Genomic DNA, 21,845 nt, shown 5'->3' on the forward strand with positions numbered 1-21,845 from the left:
CGCTACATGTCGTTGAGCTTCTCGGTCCCCTCGGGGATCACGCCGTCCTGCTGGAGATCCTGGGCCAGCCGCTTGAGGGCGGTCAGGGCCACATTCTGCGGCATCGGGCCGTAGGAGATGCGCGCGACGCCCAGGGCCTCGTACTCGGCGGCCGACAGCGCGCCCGGCAGGCCGATGACGCTCACGCGACGCTCGCCGATCCCCTCGACGAGCCGGCCGGTGACCTCCGCGTCGAGCACGCCCGGTACGAAGACGCAGGTGGCGCCGGCGTCGAGGTAGGCGCGACCGCGCTCGATCGCGTCGGCGACGTTCGCATCCACGCCTCGGTCCCCGCCCAGCACGAAGGCGTCGGTCCGCGCGTTCAGCGCGAGACGCACCCCCTCGGCCTCCGCCGCGCGCACCGCGGCGGTCATGACCTCGACGGACTCGTCGAGGGGGCGCAGCCGGTCCTCGATGTTCGCGCCGGAGATCCCGATCCCGACGGCGCGACGCACCGTCTCCCCGGCGTCGTCGTACCCGCCGTCGAGATCCGCCGACACGGGGTGAGGCGAGACGTCGACGATGCGCTCGAGCGCCGCGAGCATCAGGTCGAGCGGAATCCGCTCGCCGTCGGGGTAGCCGTGGCTCGCCGCGATGCCGTGGCCGGCGGTCGCGATGGCGCGGGTGCCGGGCAGCTCCGAGACCACCCGCGCGCTGACCGCGTCCCACACGTTGACGACGCGCAGGATCTCGGGGGCCGCGTAGAGCTCGGAGAGCGTGTGCGCGTGAACCGCCGCTCGGGCCGGGGTGCGATGCGTGGTGTTCATGTCTTCCACGCTACGACGAGATCGCCGTCGGGTCGAGGGGTCTGCCGCACGCGACGGCGCGCGCCCGGGGTCCGGCGATCCACCGCGGGCGCGAGCCCGCGCGTCAGTCGTTGAGCAGGATCAGATCCTCGAGCGGCAGCCGGGTGCGCGGAGCGAGCTCGCGCTCGCGCAGCTGCTCGGGCAGCTGCTCGGGGGAGCCGATCGCGCCGATCGCGACGATCGAGATCGGGAGGAAGCGGTCCTCCAGCTCGAAGGCGGCGCGGATGGCCTCGCGGTCGAAGCCGCCCATCTGGTGGGTGTGCAGCCCCTCGCTGTGGGCCTGCATCACGAGGTGCGCGACCGCCTGGCCGAGATCGTACTCGGCCCAGACGCGCGGGGCGCCGTCCGCGTCGTGGGTCTCCGCGATGTTGACGACCATCGCCGCCGCCGAGCCCGCCCACAGGCGGTTGAAGCCGACGAGCGTGTCCTCGATCTTCCGGAAGGTCTCGCTGCCGCGCCGCGCGACGATGAAGCGCCAGGGCTGCGTGTTGTTCGCGCTCGCCGACCAGCGGGCGGCCTCGAAGGCGCCGCGCAGTGCGCCCTCGGGAATGGCGTGCTCCCCGTCGAAGGAGCGCGGGCTCCAACGCGTGGCGATGTGCTCGAGCACGGGGGCGCTGGTCTGGGCGGTGCGAGGGGTCATTGCGATGTCTCCAGGTGTTCTCCGCAGGGGTTCCTGCCGTGGTTCCGGGGGATGCAACCGGAACGCCGAACAGGTTATTCCGTGAAGGTTCAAGAAAGTTGAGCGGCGAGCTCGCGCGGCTCCGCGGTTAGGCGGACAGCAGCCAGGCGATCCCCGCGATGACGGGCAGGGAGGCGAACGTCGTGAGGAACACGGTGTCGCGCACCATCAGCTCGGCCCGCTGATAGGTGGCCGCGTAGTTGAAGACGTTCTGGGCCGTCGGCAGCGCGGCGATGATCGTGGCGACGAACGTCTCGTGGGGATCGAGGCCGCCGGCCCGCGCGAGCAGCCAGGCGATGAGGGGCATGCCCAGCACCTTGATCCCGCTCGCCGCGAAGACGGCCGCCCGGCCGGTGCCGCGCTCGAGCGCCCGCTGCCCGCGCAGCGAGATCCCGAAGCTGAGCAGCACCATCGGGATCGCCGCCGAGCCCAGCATCTCGATGGGGCCGAGCACCAGTTCGGGGACCGGCGAGCCGAGCAGCGCGACCGCGAAGCCCGCGAGCGAGGCGATGATGATCGGATTCGACGCCGCCCGCCCGAGCGCGACCACGGCCCCGCGCTGATTCCCGCGCGTCGCCTCGAGGATGGCGAGGATCACCGGTGCGAAGACCACGAGCTGCACGAGCATCAGGGGCGCGACGTAGGCGGCGTCGCCGAGGATGTAGACGGCGACCGGCAGGCCCAGATTGTTCGAGTTGACGTAGCCGGCGCCCGCGGCTCCCAGCGTGGTGGAGGCCGCATCGCGGCGGAACCAGAGCCGCGAGGCGGTCACGTAGATCGCCGCGGAGAGCACTGCCGCGAGGCTCGTCACGAGGATCACAGGGGAGAGCAGCACCCCCGGATCGCTGTCGTGCAGCACCGCGAACAGCAGCGCGGGCGTCGCCACGTAGAACGCGACCCGATTGAGCACCAGGCGCTGCTCGCCCTTGACCACGCCGCAGAGCGCCGCCAGGTATCCCGCGCCGATGATCCCGAGGATCAGGGTGAACCCCTGCAGCACCCCCATCATGCGCGTGCCCCTTCCGCCTCGACCAGGCTAGTGCATGGGCGGGAGGGGCGACGCCGATGCCGGTCAGTGACCGCGGAAGGCCTCCGCGAGCCACCAGGCGCCGCCGTCCGAGGCGATGCGGGCGTCGATCACGACGGGGCGATCCCTCGGCCCGGAGAGCCAGTCCGCGAGCGGGGCGAGGTCGCCGAGGCCGCGCACGGTGAGCGCCGCGGCGCCGAAGCCCCGGGCGATGCTCGCGATGTCCACGCGGGGGAACACGACCGTATCGAGATCGGGGCGGCCCTCGGCCCCCCGCCCGCCCGCGAAGTGGTGGATCTCGGCGCCGTACGCATCGTCGTTGTACACGACGACCACGAGCGGCAGCGCCAGCCGCACGGCGGTCTCGAGGTCGGCGACGGCCATCAGGAAGCCGCCGTCGCCGACGCCCAGCACGGGGAGCCGATCGGGGCGCGCGAGCGCCGCTCCGATCGCGGTGCCGAGGCCCAGGCCGATCGACTGGAAGGCCTGGGTGAAGCAGAACCCGTTCTCGTCGGGCACCGCGAGGTACGCGGAGGGGTACCCCATGAAGTTGCCGGAGTCGATCGACACGATGCGCTCGACCGGGAGCACGCGGTCGAGCTCGCGGCTGAGCACCCGGGGGTCGATCCGCTCCTCGGCGTCCCGGCCCGGACCCCCGAGGTCGGCCGGCTGCTCCGGATGCGAGCCCAGCGGCACGTCGGACCACCTCGACTCCGCCGAGATGCGGGCCGCGAGCTCGGGGGAGCGGTAGCCCGACCGCTCGGCCGGTCGCGGGTCGGCACCGGACCCGCCGGGCTCTCCGGACCGGCTGCTCCTGCTGCGCTCGCGGCGCTCGAGCTCGGCTGCGACGGCCGCCGCGGTCTCGGCCGCGTCGCCGACGACACCGAGGTCGACGGGCCGCTGCGCCCCGAGCGCCTGCGCCTCGAGGTCGATCTGCACGACCGCCGTGCCCTCGGAGATGAGGCGGCCGTGCCGCATCGTCCACATGTTCAGCGCGCAGCCGACGCCGAGGATCAGGTCGGCGCCCGCGATGAGCTCGGCCGTCAGCGGGGATGAGAAGCCCCCCGAGATCCCGATGTCGAAGGGGTCGCCGCGGAACAGCCCGTTCGCGACCGCCGAGGTCGCGAGGAGGGCGCCGCACGCCTGCGCGAGGGCGCGCAGCTGCGGGCCGGCTTCGCGCGCGCCCCGACCCGCGACGATGACGGGGCGCTCGGCGCGCTCGAGGGCGTCGGCGAGATCGCCGACCGCGGCATCGGAGGCGCGGGGCGGCGCGGGGCGATCCGGAACGGTCAGCGCCTCGAACGACCGCAGCACCGGCGCGGGCACGGGCTGCGCCTGCACGTCGAGGGGCAGGTTCAGCACGACCGTGCGCCGCTCGTCGCGCGCCGCGCGGAAGGCGCGCACGACGTCGGCGAGCGCGCTCGACGCCGAGTGCACGCGGTGCGACTCCGCGGTGAGGGACCGCGCGAAGCCGGGCTGGTCCATCGCGAAGTTCGAGCCCACGGAGGCGCCCGAGGCCTCCGCGGCGAGCACGATCACGGGCGTCCGGCTCTTCGCCGCCTCTCCGATGCCGGTCGCCGCGTTCGTCAGCCCGCAGCCCTGGTGCACCGACACGAGCCCGACGCGGCCCGACATCCGGGCGTAGGCGTCGGCCATCGTCGCGGCGCCGCCCTCGTGCCGCGCCGCGGTGAACGGGATCCCGGCGGCTCGAAGCGCGTTCGTCACCGCGAAGTTGCCCGACCCCACGACGCCGAAGCAGTGCCCCGCGCCCAGCCGTGCGAGCGCCTGCCCGACCAGCTCCGCGACCGTCGCGGGCGCCTCGGTCGTAAGCGGGTCGGTCACGGGCTGCCGGGATCCCGGGCTCGCGCTACCCCGGTCACCCGCGCTATCCCCGCCCGCCGCGCTGCCCCCGCCGAGAGGCGAGAAATCGCGGCCTTTCAGCCTTTCGGGAAGCATTTTCCGCCTTTCGGCGCCGAAGCGCTCACTCCGCCCGGTGCTGCCCGGCGGTCCCGGCCTCGACGAGGGCGTAGACGCGCGCCGGGCTGCCGGTTCCGCCGACGATGGGCAGCGGGGCCACGATCACCGCCGCGCCCTTCGGCGGCAGCTTGTCGAGGTTCTGCAGCGAGGTGATGCCGTACTTGTCGGCTCCCAGCAGGTGGTAGTGCACGGGGAACGGGGGATCCAGCTCGGCGCCCCGCCCGGCGTCGATGCCGACCGTCTCGACGCCGACCCCCGAGATCTCGTCGCGCGTCGCCAGCCACTTCGCGCACTCGGCGGTGAAGCCGGGCGTGTGCGAGCCGGTCTCGTCGGCGTTCAGGAACGCCTCCTGCGCATCGGAGAAGCGATCCCAGCCGGTGCGCAGCAGCAGCCAGGTGCCCGGTTCGAAGACCCCGTGCTCGGCCTCCCACGCCTCCACGTGGTGGATGTCGAGCAGGAAGTCGTTGTCGAGCTGCGCCTCGGCTGAGAAGTCGAGCACGGCGGCGGGGCCGATGAGGCGCGCGGGCGGGATCTCCGAGACGTCCCGGCCCTCGCGGCCGCTGATCCAGTGGATCGGCGCGTCGATGTGGGTGCCGATGTGCTCGCCCGTGTGGATGTTCGCGTGCCGCCAGAAGGGGCCGGGCTCGTCGTACTCGCTCACGGTCTCGAGCGAGAAGTCGATGAGGTTCGCGAACGGCTCCGGCAGGCGCAGCGCGGGGGTCTCCGCCGAGAGGGTGTTCGTCAGGTCGACCACGCGCAGGGCGCCGCCGCCCACGGCGTGCAGCAGTTCCGGGATCAGGGACATGTGGGTTCCTCCTCGTCGAGCTCGGCCGCCTCTTAGCGTATCGCGCGCGGCGGGCCCGTGCGGCTGACCTGCCCGATAGGCGGGCCCGTGCGGCAGACCTGCCCGTCAAGCGGGCCCGCGCGGCACGCGGTGCCGCCCGTCAGGCGGTGCGCTCCTCGACGAAGCCGACGACGCGCTCGAGCAGGCGCCGCCCGGTCGCGATCCTGCCGGCCGAGGTGACGAGGCCGTGCGCGTGCCGCGGGAGGTGGTGGTGCTCCACCGCCGCTCCCGCGGAGGCCAGGCGCCCCGCGAAGGCGATGCCCTCGTCGGCGAGGGGGTCGAGGCCCACGGTCGCGATGAACGCGGGCGGCTGCCCCTCCGCCACCGGATGCAGGGCGGGGCTCAGCGCCGGATGCGACCGCACGGCCGCGTCGGGAGCGTAGGACGCGGCGAACCACTCCATCGACGCCGCCGTCAGCGGGAAGCCGGCCGTGATCGAGCGGTGGGAGGGGAAGGAGAAGGTGAGGTCGGCGACGGGGTAGAGCAGGACCTGCCCCCGCAGGCGATGGGCGAACGCGCCGCGGGTCGACGCCGCCGCGACCCAGGCGGCGAGATTCGCGCCCGCGCTGTCCCCCACCACGACGACGCGCTCGGCGTCGCGGACGAGGGCGGGATCCGCACGGTCTCCCCCGCCCCCGTCGAGACCGCCCAGGATCGCCGTCGCCGCCGCGATGGCGTCGTCGTGCGCGGCGGGGAAGGGGTGCTCGGGCGCCAGGCGGTAGTCGACGGCCACGATCGTCGATCCCGACGCCGCGGCGAGGTAGCGGCACAGCGGATCGTGGGTGTCCAGGTCGCCGATCACCCAGCCGCCGCCGTGGAAGAAGAGGATCGTCGTGTCGTTCGAGGGGCTGGTCGCCGGCGCGTAGGCACGGCAGGGCACGCCGCTCAGCCGGTGCTCCTCGACGGCGACCTCCGCGCCGTTCCGATGCACGGGGCCGTTGGCGCGGCAGCCGGCGACGTAGCCGGAACGCGCTTCGGCGAGGCCCGTGTCCTGGAAGGAGACGGAGCCCGCCGCCCGGAAGGCCTCGATGAGCGGCCGCGCGTCGTCGGCGACCGCCTCGAGCGGGATCAGGGTGTCGTCGTCCCCGCTCACACCGCCGCCCCCACCTCGGGCTCCCAGGAGGCCAGGCCGTAGTCGGCGGGGGAGATCGCCGCCACCGCGGTGCGGTACTCCTCGACCGTCCCGTGCCAGTTGTTGACGACCCGGCCCGCGGCGTTCTTGTACCAGGAGGAGCAGTCGGAGGAGTAGGCGGAGTTCGCGAGCTCCGCCTGCACCTCGTCGTTGTGGGCCGCGACGACGTCGGGTCGGACGTCGATCACCAGGCCCGGGTGCTCCCGCAACCGCTGCACGGCCGCCACGATGAACTCGTGCTGCACCTCCATCATCGTGACGATGGAGTTGTGGTTGAGGTTGGTGTTCGGGCCGTAGACGAGGAACATGTTGGGGAAGCCGTCGACGCTCAACCCGAAGAACGCCTCCGGAGCGTCGCCCCAGCGCTCGTCGAGCGAGACGCCGGCGCGCCCGGTGATCCTCATCCCCGCGTGGAACGCCTGGCTCTTGAACCCGGTGCCGAAGACGACGACGTCGAACTCGCGCACCTCCCCGTCGACGGTGCGGATGCCGGTCGGGGTGAACTCGGCGATGCCCTCGGTCACGAGCTCCACGTTGTCGCGCATCAGCGCCGGGTAGTAGTCGTCGGTCCGGAGGATCCGCTTGCAGCCGAACTCGTAGTCGGGCGTGAGCTTCTCGCGCAGCGCGGGATCCCGGACCTGGTTCTCGAGGTGGGCGCGGGCCTCCGCGACGCCGGTCGCCTGCTCCGAGGTGGCGTGGCGAACGCGCTGGAAGCCGTTCTCCCGCATGGTGTGGATCTCCGTTCGCAGCGCCTCGAAGACGGCGGGATCCGCCTGGAACCCGCGTCTGCGCTCCTCGTCGAAGACCTCCTGGTTCCGGGGCAGCAGGTAGTTCGCGCTTCGCTGGAACACGGTGAGCCGGCCGGCCTCCTCGGCCACCTCGGGAACGTACTGCACGGCGCTCGCCGCGTTGCCGATGCTCGCGACCCGAAGGCCGGCGAGGTCGACGTCGTGATCCCAGTGGGCGGAGTGGAACATGGTGCCCGTGAAATCGGCCATGCCCGGAAAATCCGGGATGAAGGGTACGCCGAGCTGCCCCCACGCCGGCACGAACGCGCGGCCCAGGTGCGTCTCGCCCGCGGCGGTCGTCACCTCCCAGAGCCCCCGGTCCTCCAGCCAGGTCGCGGCCGTCACCTCGCTGCCGAGCCGAATGCGGCCGGTCAGGTCGTACTCCGCGGCGAGGGCCTCCAGATACCCGAGCAGCTCGGGCTGCTCGCTGAACATCCTGGTGACGGAGAGGTGCGGGAAGTAGGTGTAGCAGTAGATGATGGACTGCGTGTCGCACGCGGCGCCCGGGTAGGTGTTGTCGCGCCAGACGCCGCCGATGCGGTCGGCCCTCTCGAGGATCACGAAGTCCGAGATGCCCGCGCGCTGCAGCTGGGCCCCGGCGCCGAGGCCTCCGTAGCCGGCGCCGACGATGATGGCGTCGTGGACGGTGGGGGAGCTGATCATGACCGGTCTTCCTTACTCTGCGTGTTGCTGGGTCGTGTGCTGGGCCGCGGCGGCCGTGCGCGCGGCGTGCGCCGCGGGCCCGTCGAAGCGGATGATCTGGCGGAGCGCCCGGCCCTCGGCGAGCGCGTCCATGCCCTCGTTGATCCCGTCGAGATCGATGGTGTCCGAGATGAGCCCCTCGACATTCAGTTTGCCCGCTCGCCAGAGCTCGACGTAGCGGGGGATGTCCCGGCTCGGGACGGCCGACCCCAGGTAGCTGCCGATGACGGTGCGGGCCTCCGCGGTGACGGTCAGGGGGCTCACGCGAGCGGTCGCGGTCGGCGACGGCAGCCCGACCGTGACCGTCGTGCCTCCGGCGGCCGTGATCCGGAAGGCGGTCTCGAAGGCGCTCTCGTGCCCCGCCGCCTCGATGACGATGTCGGCTCTCACGCCCTCGCGCTCTGCCTCCTCCGAGGTGTACGTCTCGTCGGCGCCGAGCGCCAGCGCCGACTCCAGCTTGGCATCGGCGGCGTCGATCCCGATGATGCGCTCGACGTCGAGCGCGGCCGCGGTGATCACCGCCGCCAGGCCGACGCCGCCGAGCCCCACGACCGCCACGGACTGCCCGGGCCGCGGCGGGGCGGCGTTCAGCAGTGCGCCTCCTCCCGTGAGCACGGCGCAGCCGAGCAGCGCCGCGACGGGGGCGGGCACGTCGTCGGGCACCGGCACGACGGTCCGGGCGTCGACGACGGCGTGGCTCGCGAAGCCCGAGACGCCGAGGTGGTGGTGGATCCGCTCGCCCTTCCTGGCAAGCCTCCTGCCTCCGCCGAGGAGGGTGCCCTCGCCGTTCGACACCGTGCCGGCGCGGCACGGCATCTTCCCCTCGGTGGCGCAGCCCGCGCACGATCCGCAGCGGGGCATGAAGGTCATGGCGACCCGCTGCCCCGGGACGAGGCCCGGGACGAGGCCCGGGACGTCGGGCCCCACGGACACGATGCGACCCGCGGCCTCGTGGCCGAGCAGCATGGGAACGGGCCTCGGCCGCACGCCGGTGAGCACCGAGAGGTCGGAGTGGCAGATCCCCGCGGCCTCGATGGCGACGAGCAGCTCGCCCGTCCGAGGCGGGTCGATCTCGACCTCGCCCACGCTGAGCGGTCGCGAGTCGGCGAAGGGCCTCGTCGCCGGCGTGAACTCGAGGACGGCGCCTCGTGCGAGCGTGCGTTCTGCGGTCATCGGCCGGACGCCTCCTGCGCCTCGTCCGCCGCGTCGATGTCGTGCAGCGATGCGGCGCGCGTCTCCCGCGACAGGAAGACGGCGACGGCCGACACCAGCATCAGCGCACCGAGGTAGACGACGATCGGAGTCGTCGAGCCCGTGGCCGCGAGCAGGGACGTCGCGACGAGCGGCGCGAGCGAGCCGGCGAGGATCGACGTGACCTGGTAGGTGAAGGACGAGCCCTGGTAGCGCATGCGCGTCGGGAACAGCTCGCCGAGCAGCGCTCCCTGCGGCCCGTAGCAGAGCGCCTGGAGGCAGAGGCCGAGCACGATCCCGGCGAAGGCGGGCCAGAACTCGCCGCTGTTGAGCATCGGGAAGTAGAACGGGAGCCAGGCGAGCAGCCCGAACGCGCCGATCAGGTAGGTCACCCGCCGCCCGATCCGGTCGGAGAGCCAGCCCGCGAAGATCATCGCGAAGAACTGCACGATGTTCGCCAGGAACATGATGAGGAGCACGCTGTCGCTGCTCATCCCGACCTGCACCTTCAGATAGGTGATGGAGAAGACGATGATCGCGTAGTAGACGGTGTTCTCTCCGAGCCGGGCGCCCATGCCGATGAGGATCTGCCGGGGATAGCGCCGGAGCACCTCCCCGATCGAGGCCGCGTTCTGCTTCTGCTGACGCTGCTTCTCGAGCGCGGCCAGGAAGATCGGGGACTCGTCGACGGTGCGCCGGATGTAGTAGCCGATGATGATGATGACGGCGGAGAGCCAGAAGGCGACGCGCCAGCCCCAGGAGAGGAACTGGTCCTCGGGAAGCGACCAGCTGAGCCCCAGCAGCACGATGGTGGCGAGGACGTTGCCGACGCACGCGGCGGCCTGGGGGAAGCTGGCCCAGTAGCCGCGCTGGTGGGCGGGGCTGTGCTCGCCGACGAGCAGGATCGCACCGCCCCACTCACCGCCGACGGCGAAGCCCTGCACGAAGCGGAGGAGGACGAGGATGACGGGCGCGCTGTACCCGATCACGTCGAAGCCGGGGATGCACCCCATGAGGAAGGTGGAGACGCCGACGAGCAGCAGCGAGAACTGCAGCAGCTTCTTGCGGCCGATGCGGTCCCCGAAGTGCCCGAACACCAGCCCGCCGATCGGACGCGCGAGGAACCCGACGGCGTAGGTGGCGAAGGCCGCGATGATGCCGTCGAGCGGATTGCCGGTCTGCTTGAAGAAGAGCTGTCCGAAGACCAGGGTCGCGGCGGTTCCGTAGATGAAGAACTCGTACCACTCGGCGACGGTGCCGGCCATGGACGCGGCGACCACCTTCTTGATGGGGCTCGGCATCTCGCGCTGGGCGAGCGGTGTCCTCGGATGGCCCGGGGCGTTCTCTTGCTGTTGAAGCGACATTGATTCTCCTCGAAGGGCGTGGGCCGGCGGGGCGGGCAACGTTGCGCCAGGGTGAGCCGGCACCAGGTAGTCTGACCGCTCTGCTCGGGGAGTGGTATGGAGGAAGGCACATACCTCGACGTCTGCGGTGTAGATTGATCACATGCCCGACGCAGAGATGCACCGCCTCCTCGACGCGCTGACCGAGGCCCTTCTGGGCGAGTCGCCGCGGACCGAGGTGAGGGGGATCGTCGAGACGGCGCGGGCGAGGGATCTGCTCCCGGCTGCGACCCTCGAACGCTTCGCGGCGACGAGCGACACCCTGCACCGTGCGCGGCAGCGGCAGGATCTGCTGCAGGCCCTCGTGGCCGTCACGCGCGAGCTGACCTCGATCAGGGGCCTGGGCGAGACCATGTCGATGCTCGTGCGGATGACGCGCTCGCTGCTGCGCTCGGACATGGCCTACCTCAGCCTCAACGACACCGAGACGGACACCACCTACATCCGGGAGACCGACGGGGTGATCTCCGAGGGCTACCGGAACATCCGGATGCCGTTCGGGGCGGGGATCCTCGGCAGCGTCGCGGCGGCGAACGGGCCGTTCCAGACCCGCGACTACCTGGCGGACCCGTCGGTGCGATCCGACCCCGACACCCGGCGCCGGGTCGCGGAGGAGGGCGTCAGGGGCATCGTGGGCGCCCCCGTCCGACTCGGCGGCAGGATCATCGGCGCGCTGCTCGTCGCCGATCGGAGCGTGCGCGAGTACGAACCGAGCGAGGTGGCGGTGCTCGAGTCGCTGGCGACCCACGCGGCCGCGGTGCTCGAGAACGCCCGGCTCTTCGAGGAGCTCGAGGCCAACCTGACGCGGGCCGAGGAGGCGCGCGCGGAGGCCGGGCGGCACGTCGCGGAGCTGACCCGCCTCGGGGAGGCGGAGGCGGAGCTGATGGCGGCGCTCGGACGGCTCGCCGGCCCCGACGAATTCGCCGCCGCCCTCGGCGGCCTCCTCGGGGAGCCCGCGATCGCGGTCGAGATCGAGCACCTGCACGCGGTCCTCGGGTCGGCGGTGCGAGCCGTCGCCGTCACCGAGGCGACCCGGCGTCTGGAGGCGGCCGCTCCGGTCGGCGCTCTCGTGGAGGTGGCCGAGGGACGGCGGGATCCGGAGGCGCCCGGGCGGGACGGAGCCGGGGCGCCGGCTCTCGTGCTCGTGCCGGTCGCGGTGGGATCCCGCCTGCTCGGCGCTGTCGGCATGCGGGGAGCGCCGACGTCCACGCAGCGCCTGGTGCTGCAGCGGGCCGCCGTCGCATTCGGGGCCCTGCTCTCGTTCCAGAAGGCGCTGGAGGCCTCCGGCGCGCGGGAGCAGTCCGAGCTCGTCGACGCGCTCGTCGGGGGTCGACCGGCCGCGGAGCACGCGGCGCTGCTGCGGCGGGCCGGCGACTTCGGGCTGGATCTCGCTGCGCCGGTCGTGGCCGTGATCGTCGAACCGGTGGTGCCGAGGCTCCGCGCGATGGCGGTGCTCGCCGCCGAGATGGTCGTCGATCGGGGCGTGACGGCCGTGCGCGACGGCCGGATCCTCGCACTCGTCAACGCCGAGAGCGCCGAGGAGCTCGCGATCGACTGGGCCCGCCGCTTCGCCGCGCGGGGGATGAACGCGACGGTCGCCGCCGAGGCGACCGCCGACGGCCTCCCGGGCGGGGCGCAGGCCCGGGGCGGCGCCGGGCCCGAGGGGAGGCTCGCCGCGATCCCCGAGGCGCACCGCAGCGCCGCAGCGGTGCTCGCGGCGGCGCTGCAGCTGGGGCGGCGGGGCGAGCCCTGCACCCGGGCCATGCTCGGCGTGGCCGCGCTCGTGATCGGAGGGGACCGCGACGGCGTCACCCGGAGCATCGTCCGCTACGCGATCGGCCCGCTCATCGACTACGACGAGCAGCGCGGCACGAGCCTCGCGGAGACCGCGCTCGGGTTCCTCGACGGCAATCAGCGGGTCTCGGCCTGTGCGCGGCAGCTGCACCTCCACGAGAACACGGTGCGCCAGCGTCTCACCCGCATCGACGACCTGCTCGGGGTGGAGTGGCGCCAGGGCACCAAGTGCCTCGACGTCCATCTGGCGCTGCGGGTGCACCAGCTGTCCCGCTCCGACAACCACATGATCTGAGCGGGCGCCGCGGAGCGTCGCCGCGCCGGCATCCACCGACCGGTGGATGCCGGAATCCCTCCACCGGTCGCTGCCGCCGACGGCTCCGCCCCGCCAACCTGGAGGCATGGAACGAAGAGACCCCTCCCGAGCGGGCGCGCCCGACGACCCGGTCGTGCGCGTGCGCGGACTCGGGAAGCAGTACGGCGGCCGCACGATCCTCGGCAGGCTCGACCTCGACATCGCCCCCGGCGAGACCTACGCGCTGCTCGGGCCGAACGGCGCGGGCAAGAGCACCGCGATCGAGATCCTCGAGGGATTCCGACGTCCGGACGCCGGCGAGGTCCGGGTGCTCGGGCAGGATCCCCTGACGGCGCCCCGATCCTGGCGCGCGGGCATCGGCATCGTCGCGCAGAACACGGGCGACTTCGGCCCCTACACGCCGCGGGAGCTGCTGACGCGCTTCGGCGGGCTCTACCCGAGGCCCCGCGATGTCGACGAGGTGCTCGAGCTGGTCGGGCTGCAGGATCGTGCGGGCGTGCGGGCGACGAAGCTGTCGGGCGGGCAGAAGCGCCGTCTCGACGTCGCGCTCGGCATCGTCGGACGGCCCGAGCTCGTCTTCCTCGACGAGCCGACCACGGGCTTCGACCCCGAGGCGCGCCGGCAGTTCTGGGCCATGCTGCGCGGCCTCGCCGACGGCGGCGCGTCGATCCTGCTCACCACGCACTACCTCGATGAGGCCGCGCAGCTGGCGGATCGCGTGGGCGTGCTCTCGGGCGGAGCGCTCGTGGCCGAGGCGCCTCCCGCGCTGCTGGGCGGCGCTGAGGCCCGCGTGCCCGTGGTGAGCTGGCGCGACGCCTCGGGCGTGCTCCGCGAGCAGCGCACGGAGCGCCCGGGCGACCTGGTGGCGCGGCTGTGCTCGGGATCCGGGGCCGACGGCGCGGAGCCGGCCGAGCTCGAGATCCGGCGCCCGAGCCTCGAAGACATCTACCTCGGCCTCATCGGGGCGGAAGGCGCGGCGGCGGGGTCGGAAGGCGCGGCCGCGGGGCCGGAAGGCGCGGCCGCGGGATCCGACGGCCCGGATCCCGCCCCGCACCGGGGCGCGCACGAACGGACGGAGCAGCCGGCATGACCACCATCGCGACCACGGGCGGCGGCGCCCGTCGGCGCCCCGCGACCCCCGACCGCGCTCCGGGCGCCCTCCGCACGGGCCTCGCCGGCGTCGGGTTCGAGCTGCGGGGCTACTTCCGCGTGCCCGACGGCGTGTTCTTCACCTTCCTCTTCCCCGTGATCCTGCTCGCGATCTTCGCGACCGCCTTCGACTCGATGGGCGAGGTCGGGGCGCTGCCCGACGGCACCGGCGGCGTGAGGATGGCCGGCTACTACCTGCCGGGCATGATCGCCGCGGCGCTGCTGCTCTCGGGCGTCCAGAACCTCGCGACCGACATCGCGCGCGAGAAGTACGAGGGCTGGCTGCGCCGGCTCGGCGGCACGCCGCTCTCGCCCGTCGGGTTCTTCATCGGCAAGGCGGGCCTGGTGCTGGTCACCTCGCTCCTGCAGGTGGCGCTGCTGATCGCGGTGGCGCGCTTCGCCTTCGGCGTGGAGCTGCCGACCGACCCCGCGCTGTGGGGCCGTTTCGCCTGGCTGTTCCTGCTCGGGATCGCGACGATGTCGCTGCTCGGCGTCGCCCTCTCCGCGGTGCCGCGCAGCTCGCGCAGCGCGATCGCGGTGGTGCTGCCGCCGGTGCTCATCCTGCAGTTCGTCTCGGGGGTCTACCTGCAGTTCGACATGCTGCCCGCCTGGCTGCAGAACGTCGCGTCCGTGTTCCCGCTGAAGTGGCTGGCGGAGGGGATGCGCTCGGTGTTCCTGCCGGAGCACTTCGCGGCGCTCGAGCCGGCCGGGGAGTGGGATCTCGGCCTGATCGCGCTGGTGCTCGGGGCCTGGCTGGTGGTGGGCCTCGTGCTGAGCCTCCTCACGTTCAGATGGCAGCGGCGCACCTGAGGCGGGCGCGGAGCGTCCGCAGGTGCGCCGCTGGAGTCGCTACCGCGACTGCCCACGGAGCGGAGCGAGGGGTGGGCGGCGCACCTGAGGCGGGCGCGGAGCGTCCGCAGGTGCGCCGTCGATGCCGGCGCCGCGTGAGAGAGTGAGCGTATGACGTCGGACGACGACCGGATGCTCGCGACGCCGGCCGGGGAGGACCCGGGCCCGGGCGATGCCGCGCGCCGCCCGCTGCGCTGGTGGGACATCGGGGTCGTCGCCGTCGTGCTCGTGATGAGCGTGCCCGGCGGCATCGGGCCGTTCGAGTGGACGTCGGGCTCGATCCCGTCCCCGTGGTTCGGCCTCTCGGTGGGGGTGCTCGTCGTGTTCGTGCTGCTCTACGCGGCGATGGGCCGGGCGGCGCTGCTCCGGGCGCTGAGGGATCGCCCGCCGACCGTGCGCGGCGTCGTCTTCCTCGCGCTGCTGATCCTGCTGCTCGGTGCTGCGACCCTGATCTACCCGAGCTACGCGACGCTGCAGTGCATGGCCTACCCGATGCTGTGGACCATCGTGCCGAGGTACGCGCGGGCGGTGCTCGCGAGCGCGCTGCTCGCGCTCGCGATCGGCGTCGGCTCGGCGTTCTCCTACGCGCGACTCGGGGTCGAGTCTCCCGTGTGGACCGCGGGCGTGGTCGCCGTGCTGTCGTTCGCGTTCTCCGTGGTGATCGGAACCTGGATCACACGCGTCTTCGCCCAGGGGGAGCGGTACCGCGCGGTGGCCGAGAGCCTGCGCGAGGCGCAGGCCGAGGTGGCCGAGCTCTCGGCGCTCGCGGGGGCGGGCGCCGAGCGGGAGCGGTTGTCGCGCGAACTGCACGACACGCTCACGCAGACGCTCACGGGCCTGGTCATGCTCAGCGAGCAGGCGGAGCGCGCGCTCGCAGCCGACGACCGCGAGCGGGCGCGCGACCGCATGGCCCGGGTGCGCGAGGCCTCGCGGGCTGCCGTCGCCGAGGCGCGCGCCCTCGTGGCGACGACGCAGCCGCTCGGAGACGGCGGCCTCGAGGAGGCGATCGAGCGGGTGGCCGGGCGGTTGCGCGAGGACACGGGCATGCGGGTCGTGTGCGAGCTCTCACCGCTCGTGCTGGATCGCGAGCTGCAGGTCGTGCTGCTGCGCGCGGCGCAGGAGGGTCTCGCGAACGCGAGGAGGCACTCGCGGGCCTCCTCGGTGACGATCCGGCTGGGCGTGCGCTCCGATGCGACCGGCGGGGCGCGGGCGATCCTCACCGTGGAGGACGACGGGGTCGGCTTCGGTGCCGAGAGCAGCGGCGGGGCGCTCGGCGGCTTCGGCCTCAGCGGCTTGCGGGATCGGGTGCGGCTCGTGGGCGGAGAGGCGGGCTTCGGCGCCGGATCGGACGGCGGCGCCCGGTTGGAGGTGTGCGTCCCGCTCGTCGAGCACGGCTCGCGAGGGACCGGAGTCGCGCGCACCGAGGCTCGGGGACGGGCGACCGGAGGGGGTGCCGCGTGATCCGCGTGCTCGTCGTCGACGACCATCCGATCGTGCGGGCCGGCATCGCCGGACTGCTCGACGGTGAGCCCGGCCTCGAGGTGGTCGCGGAGGCGGCGAGCGGCGAGGAGGCGGTCGGACTCGCGGCCGCCCTGCGCGCCGACGTGGTGCTCATGGATCTCCGGATGCCCGGCATCGGGGGAGTGGAGGCGACCCGGCGCATCGTCCAGGGAGCCGCCGAGTCTCCGGCGGGCGCCGAGGGTGTGAAGGTTCCCGAGGCCCCGGAGAGCGCCGAGTCTCCGGCGGGCGCCGACGCCTCCGATGCCCGCCCGGCCCCGCGCGTGCTCGTGTTCACCACCTACGAGGACGACGATCAGATCCTCGTCGCGATCGCCGCGGGTGCCAGCGGCTACCTGCTCAAGGCGGCCCCCGCGGAGGAGCTGGTGGCGGGCGTCCGCGCGGTGGCCGCCGGGCAGACGGTGCTCGCCCCGTCGATCGCGGCGCAGCTGGTGGCGCGCGCGAGCGGGGCGGGAGCGCGAGCCGTGGACGAGCGACCCGCGCCCGCGCTGACCCCGCGCGAGACCGAGATCCTGGCCCTCGTCGCCGAGGGGTTCAGCAACCCGGAGATCGCCGCCCGTCTGTTCATCGGGGAGTCCACCGTGAAGACCCACCTGCTGCACGTCTTCGAGAAGCTGGAGGTGTCGGATCGCACGCGCGCGGTGCTCCGGGCGATGGAGCTCGGGATCCTGGGCTGAGCCTCTGCCCCTCAGCGGTGGATTCGCCGGCAGCGGAACCGGATCCACCCGATCGATTCCGCTGGGGGCGGATCCACCGCTGCAAGCCGCGTCGGGAGGTGGTGTAGCGTGAGCGCAGGCTCGGGAACGGAGGCGGCATGAGCGAGCAGGACCCCCTGGCCGACACGGCCGCGGAGGCGGGCGCCCTCGGACTGATCTCCTCCTGCGAGTCGTCGGTCGTGAGCGACGGTCCGGAGGCGGGTACGCGACGGATCCGCCTCGTCTCGGGAGACCTCGACGTCGAGCTGCTTCCCGACCGCGGCCTCGACCTGGGGGTCGCCCGGGTCGCCGGAGTGCCCGTCTCGTGGGTCTCGCCCACAGGCTTCCCCCGCCGCGACCTCACCGCGGACACCGGGTTCGCACGCACCTTCGGCGGAGGCCTGCTCGCCACCTGCGGCCTGCAGAACTTCGGCCCCGAGCAACTCGAGGACGGCGGCGGGGGTGCCGGATCCCGCGTCGCCCACCCCATGCACGGGCGCTACGGCTCGATCCCCGCCTCGGTGGTGCGCGCCGAGGCCGACGAGACCGGGGCGGTGGTCGAGGGGCGTGTGCGCGAGGCCGAGGTGTTCGGCGTCGACCTTGAGCTGCGCAGGCGGGTCGAGCTGCCGCTCGGCGAGCGCGCGATCAGGATCCGCGACGTCGTCGTCAACCGCGGCGCCCTCCCCGCCGAGTGCATGGTGCTCTACCACCTGAACTTCGGCTGGCCGCTCGTCGCGGAGGGCACCGAGCTGCGCACCGGCGCCGAGGAGGTGCTGCCGCGCGACGCCGCCGCCGAGGCCGGGCTCGAGGAGTGGCACCGCTTCCCCGCCCTCTCGGAGCGGTATCCCGAGCAGGTGTTCTCGCATCGGCTGCCCGGGGGCCGGTCGGCCGAGATCGGGATCGCGCACCCGGGCGGCTTCACCGCCCGCGTGGCCTACGACCCCGCCCAGCTGCCGGGCCTCTTCCAGTGGCGGGTCGCCGAGCGCGGTTTCGCGGTGCTGGCGGTCGAGCCCGCGACGGCGCCCACGATCCTCGGCCGCGCCGACGCTCTGGCGCGGGGGCTCACGCGGACGCTGCCTCCGGGCGGACGGTTCGAACTCGGACTGGAGATCTCCTTCACCGGAGCGCCCTCGCTGCGGTGAACCGCGGCGGGCGCGATCAGGCGGCGGCGCCGTCCGCGGCATCCGCGCCGCTCGCGGCGATCGCGCGGATCGCGCCTCGGGGGCCGAGCCGTTCGAGGTTCTCGCGGGCCGTGAGGTAGGCCTCGCGCAGCGCGTCCGGCACCGCGGCCGGGGCGAGTGCCGCGTCGAGGAACGAGCCGGGCTCCGCCTCGTCGCCGAGGGCCGCCGACTCGAGCTCGGCGAGCCGGGCGTCGTGGGTGACGAGGCGCGCGCCGGGATCCCGGGCACCCCGCAGCAGGCACGCCTGCCAGGCGGCGAGCACCAGCGCGCAGCGCTCGACGGCCAGCCCGTGCGCCGCGCGCTCGAGGGCGACGGGCAGCAGGAACGCCGGGATCCGGCTCGACCCGTCGACCACCTGGCGCGCGAGCGTGTCGCGGATCGCCCGATTGCGGAAGCGCGAGAGCAGCGCCGCGCGGTAGTCGGCGAGGTCGACGCCGGGCACCGGATCGAGCGTCGGGGCGGCCTCCTCGCGCAGGTAGCCCGCGACGAACCCCGAGAAGTCGGGATCCTCGCATGCCTCGTGCACCTCCGTGAAGCCCTCGAGCAGGCCGAGGTACGACATCGCCTGGTGGGAGGCGTTGAGCAGCCGCAGCTTCATCTTCTCGTAGGGCGCGACGTCGGGCACGAACTGCGCGCCCACGGCGTCGAGGGGCGGCCGGACGGGGGAGAAGCGATCCTCGACCACCCACTGCTCGAAGCGCTCGGAGCACACGGGCCAGCGGTCCTCGAGGCCGGTCAGCTCGGCGACGGCGGCCCGGTCCCGGTCGGTCGTCGCGGGGGTGATCCGGTCGACCATCGAGTTGGGGAAGGCGACGTTCTCGTCGATCCAGCCGGCGAGCCCCGGATCGACGTGGCGCGCGAAGCCCACGAGCGCCGCCCGCGCGACCTCGCCGTTCCCCTGGATGTTGTCGCAGGAGAGCACGGTGAACGGCGGGATCCCCTCGGCCCGCCTGCGGCGCAGCGCCTCGGCGAGGAGCCCCCAGGCGGTGCGCGGCAGGGCTCCCGGCTCGGCGTCGGCCCGGGCGCCGGCTCGATCGATGTCGAACGTCTCGCCCTCGCCCGACATGCCGTATCCGGCCTCGGTCACGGTGAGCGTCACCACGAGCGTGCCGGGGGCGGCGAGCCGCCGGATCACGGCCTCGGGGTCGTCGGGCGCGAAGAGGTACTCGGAGACGGAGCCGATGATCCGCGCCTCCTCGTCGCCCGACGAGGCCCGGGTGACGAGGGTGTAGAGGCGATCCTGCGCCTCCATGACGTCGCGCATCGCGGAGTCGCCGGGCATCAGCCCGACGCCGCAGAGACTCCAGTCGCGGCCATCGTCTGCGCCCCTGGCGAGCAGGCGGTCGAGGTACATCGCGAGGTGGGCCCGGGAGAACCCGCCCAGTCCGATGTGCACGATGCTGGGCGTGCGGGCGTCGCGGTTGTAGAGTGGGATGACAACGTTGTCCTTCGCGATGCTCAACGTCGAGCTTCTGAGATCGGCCATGCGCGCGAGTCTACGTTACGAGTGACCGAATGCGATGCAGTGAACGACAGGAAGGGTGCGCAATGGGCGATTTCGAGGGCCGTACGGTGCTGGTGACCGGAGCAGGCGGAGGGATCGGTGCGGCGACGGTGCGGCATCTCGCTCGCAGGGGGGCGGACGTCATCGCCGCGGCGCGCAGCATCGACAAGGTGGCCGAGCTGTGCGAGGAGACCGGCGCGCGGCCCCTCGCCTTCGATCTCGAGAGCGAGGATTCGATCCGCGAGGCCATCGAGGGCCTCGGGAGCGAGGGCGTCGACCTCTGGGGCGTCGTCAACTGCGCGGGCTTCGGCGGCGAGATCGCCACTCCGCAGGAGACCGACATCTCGGTGTTCGACAAGGTGATCTCCGTGAACGCGCGGGGCGCGCTGCTCGTCACGAAGTACGCGTCGCGCGAGATGATCCGCGCCGGCAAGGGCGGCGCGTTCGTCAACGTGTCGAGCCAGGCGAGTCTCGTCGCCCTGACGGGGCACATCTCCTACGGCTCGTCGAAGGCCGCGCTCGACAACATCACCCGGGTCACGGCGCTCGAGCTCGGCGCGCACGGCATCCGCGCCAACAGCGTGAACCCCACCGTCGTGATGACCCCGATGTCGGCCTGGTACTGGGGCCGCCCCGAGATCGAGGGCCCGTTCCTCGACCAGATGCCCCTCGGCCGCTGGGCCACCGAGGACGAGATCGCCGGGCCGATCGCGTTCCTCCTGAGCGACGACGCCGCGATGATCTCGGGCGTCTCGCTGCCCATCGACGGGGGCTACACCTCTCGCTGAACGGCGGAGCGGGTCAGGGCGTTCTCCCGGAGCGGGGTCAGGGCGTTCTCCCGCTTCCGGCCGGGTGCCCGAGAGGCGGGAAAAGACCCGAGAACTCGGAGATCGAGCCTGTTCTCCGCCTCTCGAGCACTCAGGTCCGCGGCGCGAGGCGGAAGCCGCCGTCGGCGAGCGGCACCACCTCGAGCTGGTCGAGGCGGTCGACGATGAGATCGGCCGCCGCCAGCTCGTCTGCGCTGTGCGTCCCGGTGATGGCGACGACGGTGCACCCGGCGGCGCGCGCCGCGGTGATGCCCGCGGGCGCGTCCTCGAACGCGACGCAGCCGGCGGCGTCGACGCCCAGCCGCCCGGCGCCGGTGAGGAAGGGCTCGGGATCGGGTTTGCCGCGCTCGACGTCGTCGAACGTGACCACGACCTCGGGGGGCACCAGGCCCGAGGCCGCGATGCGGCTCGAGGCGATCGGCACCGTGCCGCTCGTGACGATGGCGCGGCTCGGCATGGCGTCGAAGAGTTCGAGGGAGCCGGGGATCGCCCGCACGCCGGAGACCTCCGTGCTCTCGAGGTGCTCGATCCGGGCGAGCGCCCGCGGCACCTGGTCCAGGGGCAGCATGTCGGTGAGCAGCAGTTCGGCCGGACGCCCGTGGCTGGCCTCGAGCAGCGCCAGGTTGATGTCGAACTCGGTTGCGAGGCGCGACCAGGAGCGGAGCACGGCCGGGGTCGAGTCGATGAGGGTGCCGTCGAGGTCGAAGAGGGCGGCGAGGAAGTCGCGCTCGTAGACCGGCGACCGCTCGGGCAGCGGGCGGTCGCCGCCGAGGTGGCGCCGCACGCGCACCAGCTGCTGCTCGGTCGACAGGGCGCTGCTGATCTCGAGATGGGGGATCGCGGGCACCTGCTCGGGCGCGGGCCGGGCGTGCGCGTCGCGCGCTGCCGCCGCCCCGCCCGCGCGCTCGCCGCGGCGCTCCACCAGCAGCTCGGGATCCCCCACCATGCGCACGACGACGGGCTCGGCGCCGCAGGCGTCGATGAGGGCGCGCCACTCGGGCCCCCCGGCCAGCTCGGCGGTGAAGGGGGCGACGACCACGGCGCCCGAGCCCACGGAGGCCTGGTCGGCGAGCAGGGCGCGCAGCGCCGCGTACCGGGCGGGGCGGACGGTCGCCCGGTGCCGGGCGGCGTTCCAGTGGTCGCCGGGCGGGAGCCAGGGCGCGAGCCCGTCGAGCAGCGGCTCGGTGAGGGTGTCGAGGTCGAGCAGGGGGAGCCCGAGGCCCGCGGCGAGCGCGCGCCCGAGCGTGGTCTTCCCCGTTCCGGCGGCTCCCGCCACGGCGATGATCGGCATGTGCTCCTCCTCCGACGGGCCGCCCGCGGTCGGGCGCATCCCGCCGCCGCACAGCGACACCGAACTGTGACTTGACAACGTTGTCTATTCGGGTCGAGTATATCCCTGATGGTCGTGGACGACCTCTGAATTC

General features: G+C 73.4%; 18 protein-coding genes. 7 read left to right on the forward strand and 11 right to left on the reverse strand.

All coding sequences use genetic code 11. The annotated features are described in order from the left end of the window. Positions 1-2: 2 nt before the first annotated feature. The 9 genes from JD276_RS00445 to JD276_RS00485 all read right to left on the reverse strand — a co-directional run bounded on the left by JD276_RS00445 (position 3) and on the right by JD276_RS00485 (position 10,549). A complete protein-coding gene (locus JD276_RS00445) occupies positions 3-806 on the reverse strand; it encodes an isocitrate lyase/PEP mutase family protein (protein ID WP_200112670.1) in 804 nt (267 codons plus the stop codon). Between the two features lie 103 nt (positions 807-909). Next, positions 910-1,485 (reverse strand): nitroreductase family protein, encoded by a 576-nt coding sequence (locus JD276_RS00450; protein ID WP_200112672.1) that lies wholly within the window; start codon positions 1,483-1,485, stop codon positions 910-912. Between the two features lie 127 nt (positions 1,486-1,612). Beyond that, positions 1,613-2,533 carry an AEC family transporter gene (locus JD276_RS00455; protein WP_200112674.1) on the reverse strand — a complete coding sequence of 307 codons (921 nt, stop codon included), beginning with the start codon at positions 2,531-2,533 and terminating at the stop codon, positions 1,613-1,615. A 63-nt stretch (positions 2,534-2,596) separates the two neighbouring features. After that, positions 2,597-4,393, reverse strand: a complete 1,797-nt coding sequence (locus JD276_RS00460; RefSeq protein WP_307866366.1) for a thiamine pyrophosphate-binding protein — start codon at positions 4,391-4,393, stop codon at positions 2,597-2,599. A 139-nt stretch (positions 4,394-4,532) separates the two neighbouring features. Further along, complete coding sequence (locus tag JD276_RS00465) at positions 4,533-5,333, reverse strand: cyclase family protein (RefSeq protein WP_200112678.1); 801 nt, start codon at positions 5,331-5,333, stop codon at positions 4,533-4,535. Positions 5,334-5,472: 139 nt separating this feature from the next. After that, positions 5,473-6,465: an alpha/beta hydrolase gene (locus tag JD276_RS00470; RefSeq protein WP_200112679.1), complete on the reverse strand. Its 993-nt coding sequence runs from the start codon at positions 6,463-6,465 to the stop codon at positions 5,473-5,475. Continuing rightward, positions 6,462-7,955, reverse strand: coding sequence for a flavin-containing monooxygenase (locus JD276_RS00475; protein WP_200112680.1), 1,494 nt, complete (start codon positions 7,953-7,955; stop codon positions 6,462-6,464). The genes JD276_RS00470 and JD276_RS00475 overlap by 4 nt, the downstream gene beginning before the upstream one ends. A gap of 12 nt (positions 7,956-7,967) precedes the next feature. Continuing rightward, complete coding sequence (locus tag JD276_RS00480) at positions 7,968-9,167, reverse strand: alcohol dehydrogenase catalytic domain-containing protein (RefSeq protein WP_200112681.1); 1,200 nt, start codon at positions 9,165-9,167, stop codon at positions 7,968-7,970. Continuing rightward, entirely contained in the window at positions 9,164-10,549 is a 1,386-nt protein-coding gene (locus tag JD276_RS00485; protein WP_307866367.1) for an MFS transporter, read from the reverse strand. Before JD276_RS00485 ends, JD276_RS00480 begins: the two co-directional genes overlap by 4 nt. A gap of 142 nt (positions 10,550-10,691) precedes the next feature. Here JD276_RS00485 and JD276_RS00490 point away from each other — a divergent pair, with 142 nt between their 5' ends. From JD276_RS00490 to JD276_RS00515, 6 genes are all read left to right on the forward strand, one after another. Beyond that, positions 10,692-12,677 carry a helix-turn-helix domain-containing protein gene (locus JD276_RS00490; RefSeq protein WP_200112682.1) on the forward strand — a complete coding sequence of 662 codons (1,986 nt, stop codon included), beginning with the start codon at positions 10,692-10,694 and terminating at the stop codon, positions 12,675-12,677. Positions 12,678-12,783: 106 nt separating this feature from the next. Beyond that, positions 12,784-13,788 carry an ABC transporter ATP-binding protein gene (locus tag JD276_RS00495; protein WP_200112683.1) on the forward strand — a complete coding sequence of 335 codons (1,005 nt, stop codon included), beginning with the start codon at positions 12,784-12,786 and terminating at the stop codon, positions 13,786-13,788. Further along, positions 13,785-14,657, forward strand: a complete 873-nt coding sequence (locus JD276_RS00500; RefSeq protein ID WP_200112685.1) for an ABC transporter permease — start codon at positions 13,785-13,787, stop codon at positions 14,655-14,657. The genes JD276_RS00495 and JD276_RS00500 overlap by 4 nt, the downstream gene beginning before the upstream one ends. Positions 14,658-14,807: 150 nt before the next feature. Beyond that, positions 14,808-16,157, forward strand: a complete 1,350-nt coding sequence (locus JD276_RS00505; RefSeq protein WP_233615152.1) for a sensor histidine kinase — start codon at positions 14,808-14,810, stop codon at positions 16,155-16,157. Continuing rightward, positions 16,154-16,891: a response regulator gene (locus JD276_RS00510; protein WP_200112687.1), complete on the forward strand. Its 738-nt coding sequence runs from the start codon at positions 16,154-16,156 to the stop codon at positions 16,889-16,891. The genes JD276_RS00505 and JD276_RS00510 overlap by 4 nt, the downstream gene beginning before the upstream one ends. Positions 16,892-17,028: 137 nt before the next feature. Beyond that, the gene (locus JD276_RS00515; protein WP_200112689.1) at positions 17,029-18,051 is read left to right on the forward strand and encodes a DUF4432 family protein; all 1,023 of its coding nucleotides are present in this window, start codon (positions 17,029-17,031) and stop codon (positions 18,049-18,051) included. Positions 18,052-18,067: 16 nt separating this feature from the next. Here JD276_RS00515 and JD276_RS00520 read toward each other — a convergent pair whose 3' ends face one another. Next, positions 18,068-19,576: a mannitol dehydrogenase family protein gene (locus JD276_RS00520; protein WP_200112691.1), complete on the reverse strand. Its 1,509-nt coding sequence runs from the start codon at positions 19,574-19,576 to the stop codon at positions 18,068-18,070. A gap of 62 nt (positions 19,577-19,638) precedes the next feature. On the opposite strand from JD276_RS00520, the gene JD276_RS00525 reads away from it, so the two are divergent. After that, on the forward strand, positions 19,639-20,382 hold the full coding sequence (locus tag JD276_RS00525) for an SDR family oxidoreductase (protein ID WP_200112693.1): 744 nt from the start codon (positions 19,639-19,641) through the stop codon (positions 20,380-20,382). A gap of 130 nt (positions 20,383-20,512) precedes the next feature. Here JD276_RS00525 and JD276_RS00530 read toward each other — a convergent pair whose 3' ends face one another. Beyond that, positions 20,513-21,712, reverse strand: a complete 1,200-nt coding sequence (locus JD276_RS00530) for an HAD-IA family hydrolase (RefSeq protein ID WP_200112695.1) — start codon at positions 21,710-21,712, stop codon at positions 20,513-20,515. Between the last annotated feature and the right edge of the window lie 133 nt (positions 21,713-21,845).

The sequence above is a fragment of the Leucobacter chromiisoli genome (assembly GCF_016522505.1).
GTDB lineage: Bacteria > Actinomycetota > Actinomycetes > Actinomycetales > Microbacteriaceae > Leucobacter > Leucobacter chromiisoli.

What these genes read in the sequence shown, in the direction of transcription:
- JD276_RS00445 (WP_200112670.1), bottom strand. Translation starts at nt 806, where the DNA reads ATGAACACCACGCATCGCACCCCGGCCCGAGCGGCGGTTCACGCGCAC.
- JD276_RS00450 (WP_200112672.1), bottom strand. Translation starts at nt 1,485, where the DNA reads ATGACCCCTCGCACCGCCCAGACCAGCGCCCCCGTGCTCGAGCACATC.
- JD276_RS00455 (WP_200112674.1), bottom strand. Translation starts at nt 2,533, where the DNA reads ATGATGGGGGTGCTGCAGGGGTTCACCCTGATCCTCGGGATCATCGGC.
- JD276_RS00465 (WP_200112678.1), bottom strand. Translation starts at nt 5,333, where the DNA reads ATGTCCCTGATCCCGGAACTGCTGCACGCCGTGGGCGGCGGCGCCCTG.
- JD276_RS00475 (WP_200112680.1), bottom strand. Translation starts at nt 7,955, where the DNA reads ATGATCAGCTCCCCCACCGTCCACGACGCCATCATCGTCGGCGCCGGC.
- JD276_RS00480 (WP_200112681.1), bottom strand. Translation starts at nt 9,167, where the DNA reads ATGACCGCAGAACGCACGCTCGCACGAGGCGCCGTCCTCGAGTTCACG.
- JD276_RS00485 (WP_307866367.1), bottom strand. Translation starts at nt 10,549, where the DNA reads ATGTCGCTTCAACAGCAAGAGAACGCCCCGGGCCATCCGAGGACACCG.
- JD276_RS00490 (WP_200112682.1), top strand. Translation starts at nt 10,692, where the DNA reads ATGCCCGACGCAGAGATGCACCGCCTCCTCGACGCGCTGACCGAGGCC.
- JD276_RS00495 (WP_200112683.1), top strand. Translation starts at nt 12,784, where the DNA reads ATGGAACGAAGAGACCCCTCCCGAGCGGGCGCGCCCGACGACCCGGTC.
- JD276_RS00500 (WP_200112685.1), top strand. Translation starts at nt 13,785, where the DNA reads ATGACCACCATCGCGACCACGGGCGGCGGCGCCCGTCGGCGCCCCGCG.
- JD276_RS00505 (WP_233615152.1), top strand. Translation starts at nt 14,808, where the DNA reads ATGACGTCGGACGACGACCGGATGCTCGCGACGCCGGCCGGGGAGGAC.
- JD276_RS00515 (WP_200112689.1), top strand. Translation starts at nt 17,029, where the DNA reads ATGAGCGAGCAGGACCCCCTGGCCGACACGGCCGCGGAGGCGGGCGCC.
- JD276_RS00520 (WP_200112691.1), bottom strand. Translation starts at nt 19,576, where the DNA reads ATGGCCGATCTCAGAAGCTCGACGTTGAGCATCGCGAAGGACAACGTT.
- JD276_RS00525 (WP_200112693.1), top strand. Translation starts at nt 19,639, where the DNA reads ATGGGCGATTTCGAGGGCCGTACGGTGCTGGTGACCGGAGCAGGCGGA.
- JD276_RS00530 (WP_200112695.1), bottom strand. Translation starts at nt 21,712, where the DNA reads ATGCCGATCATCGCCGTGGCGGGAGCCGCCGGAACGGGGAAGACCACG.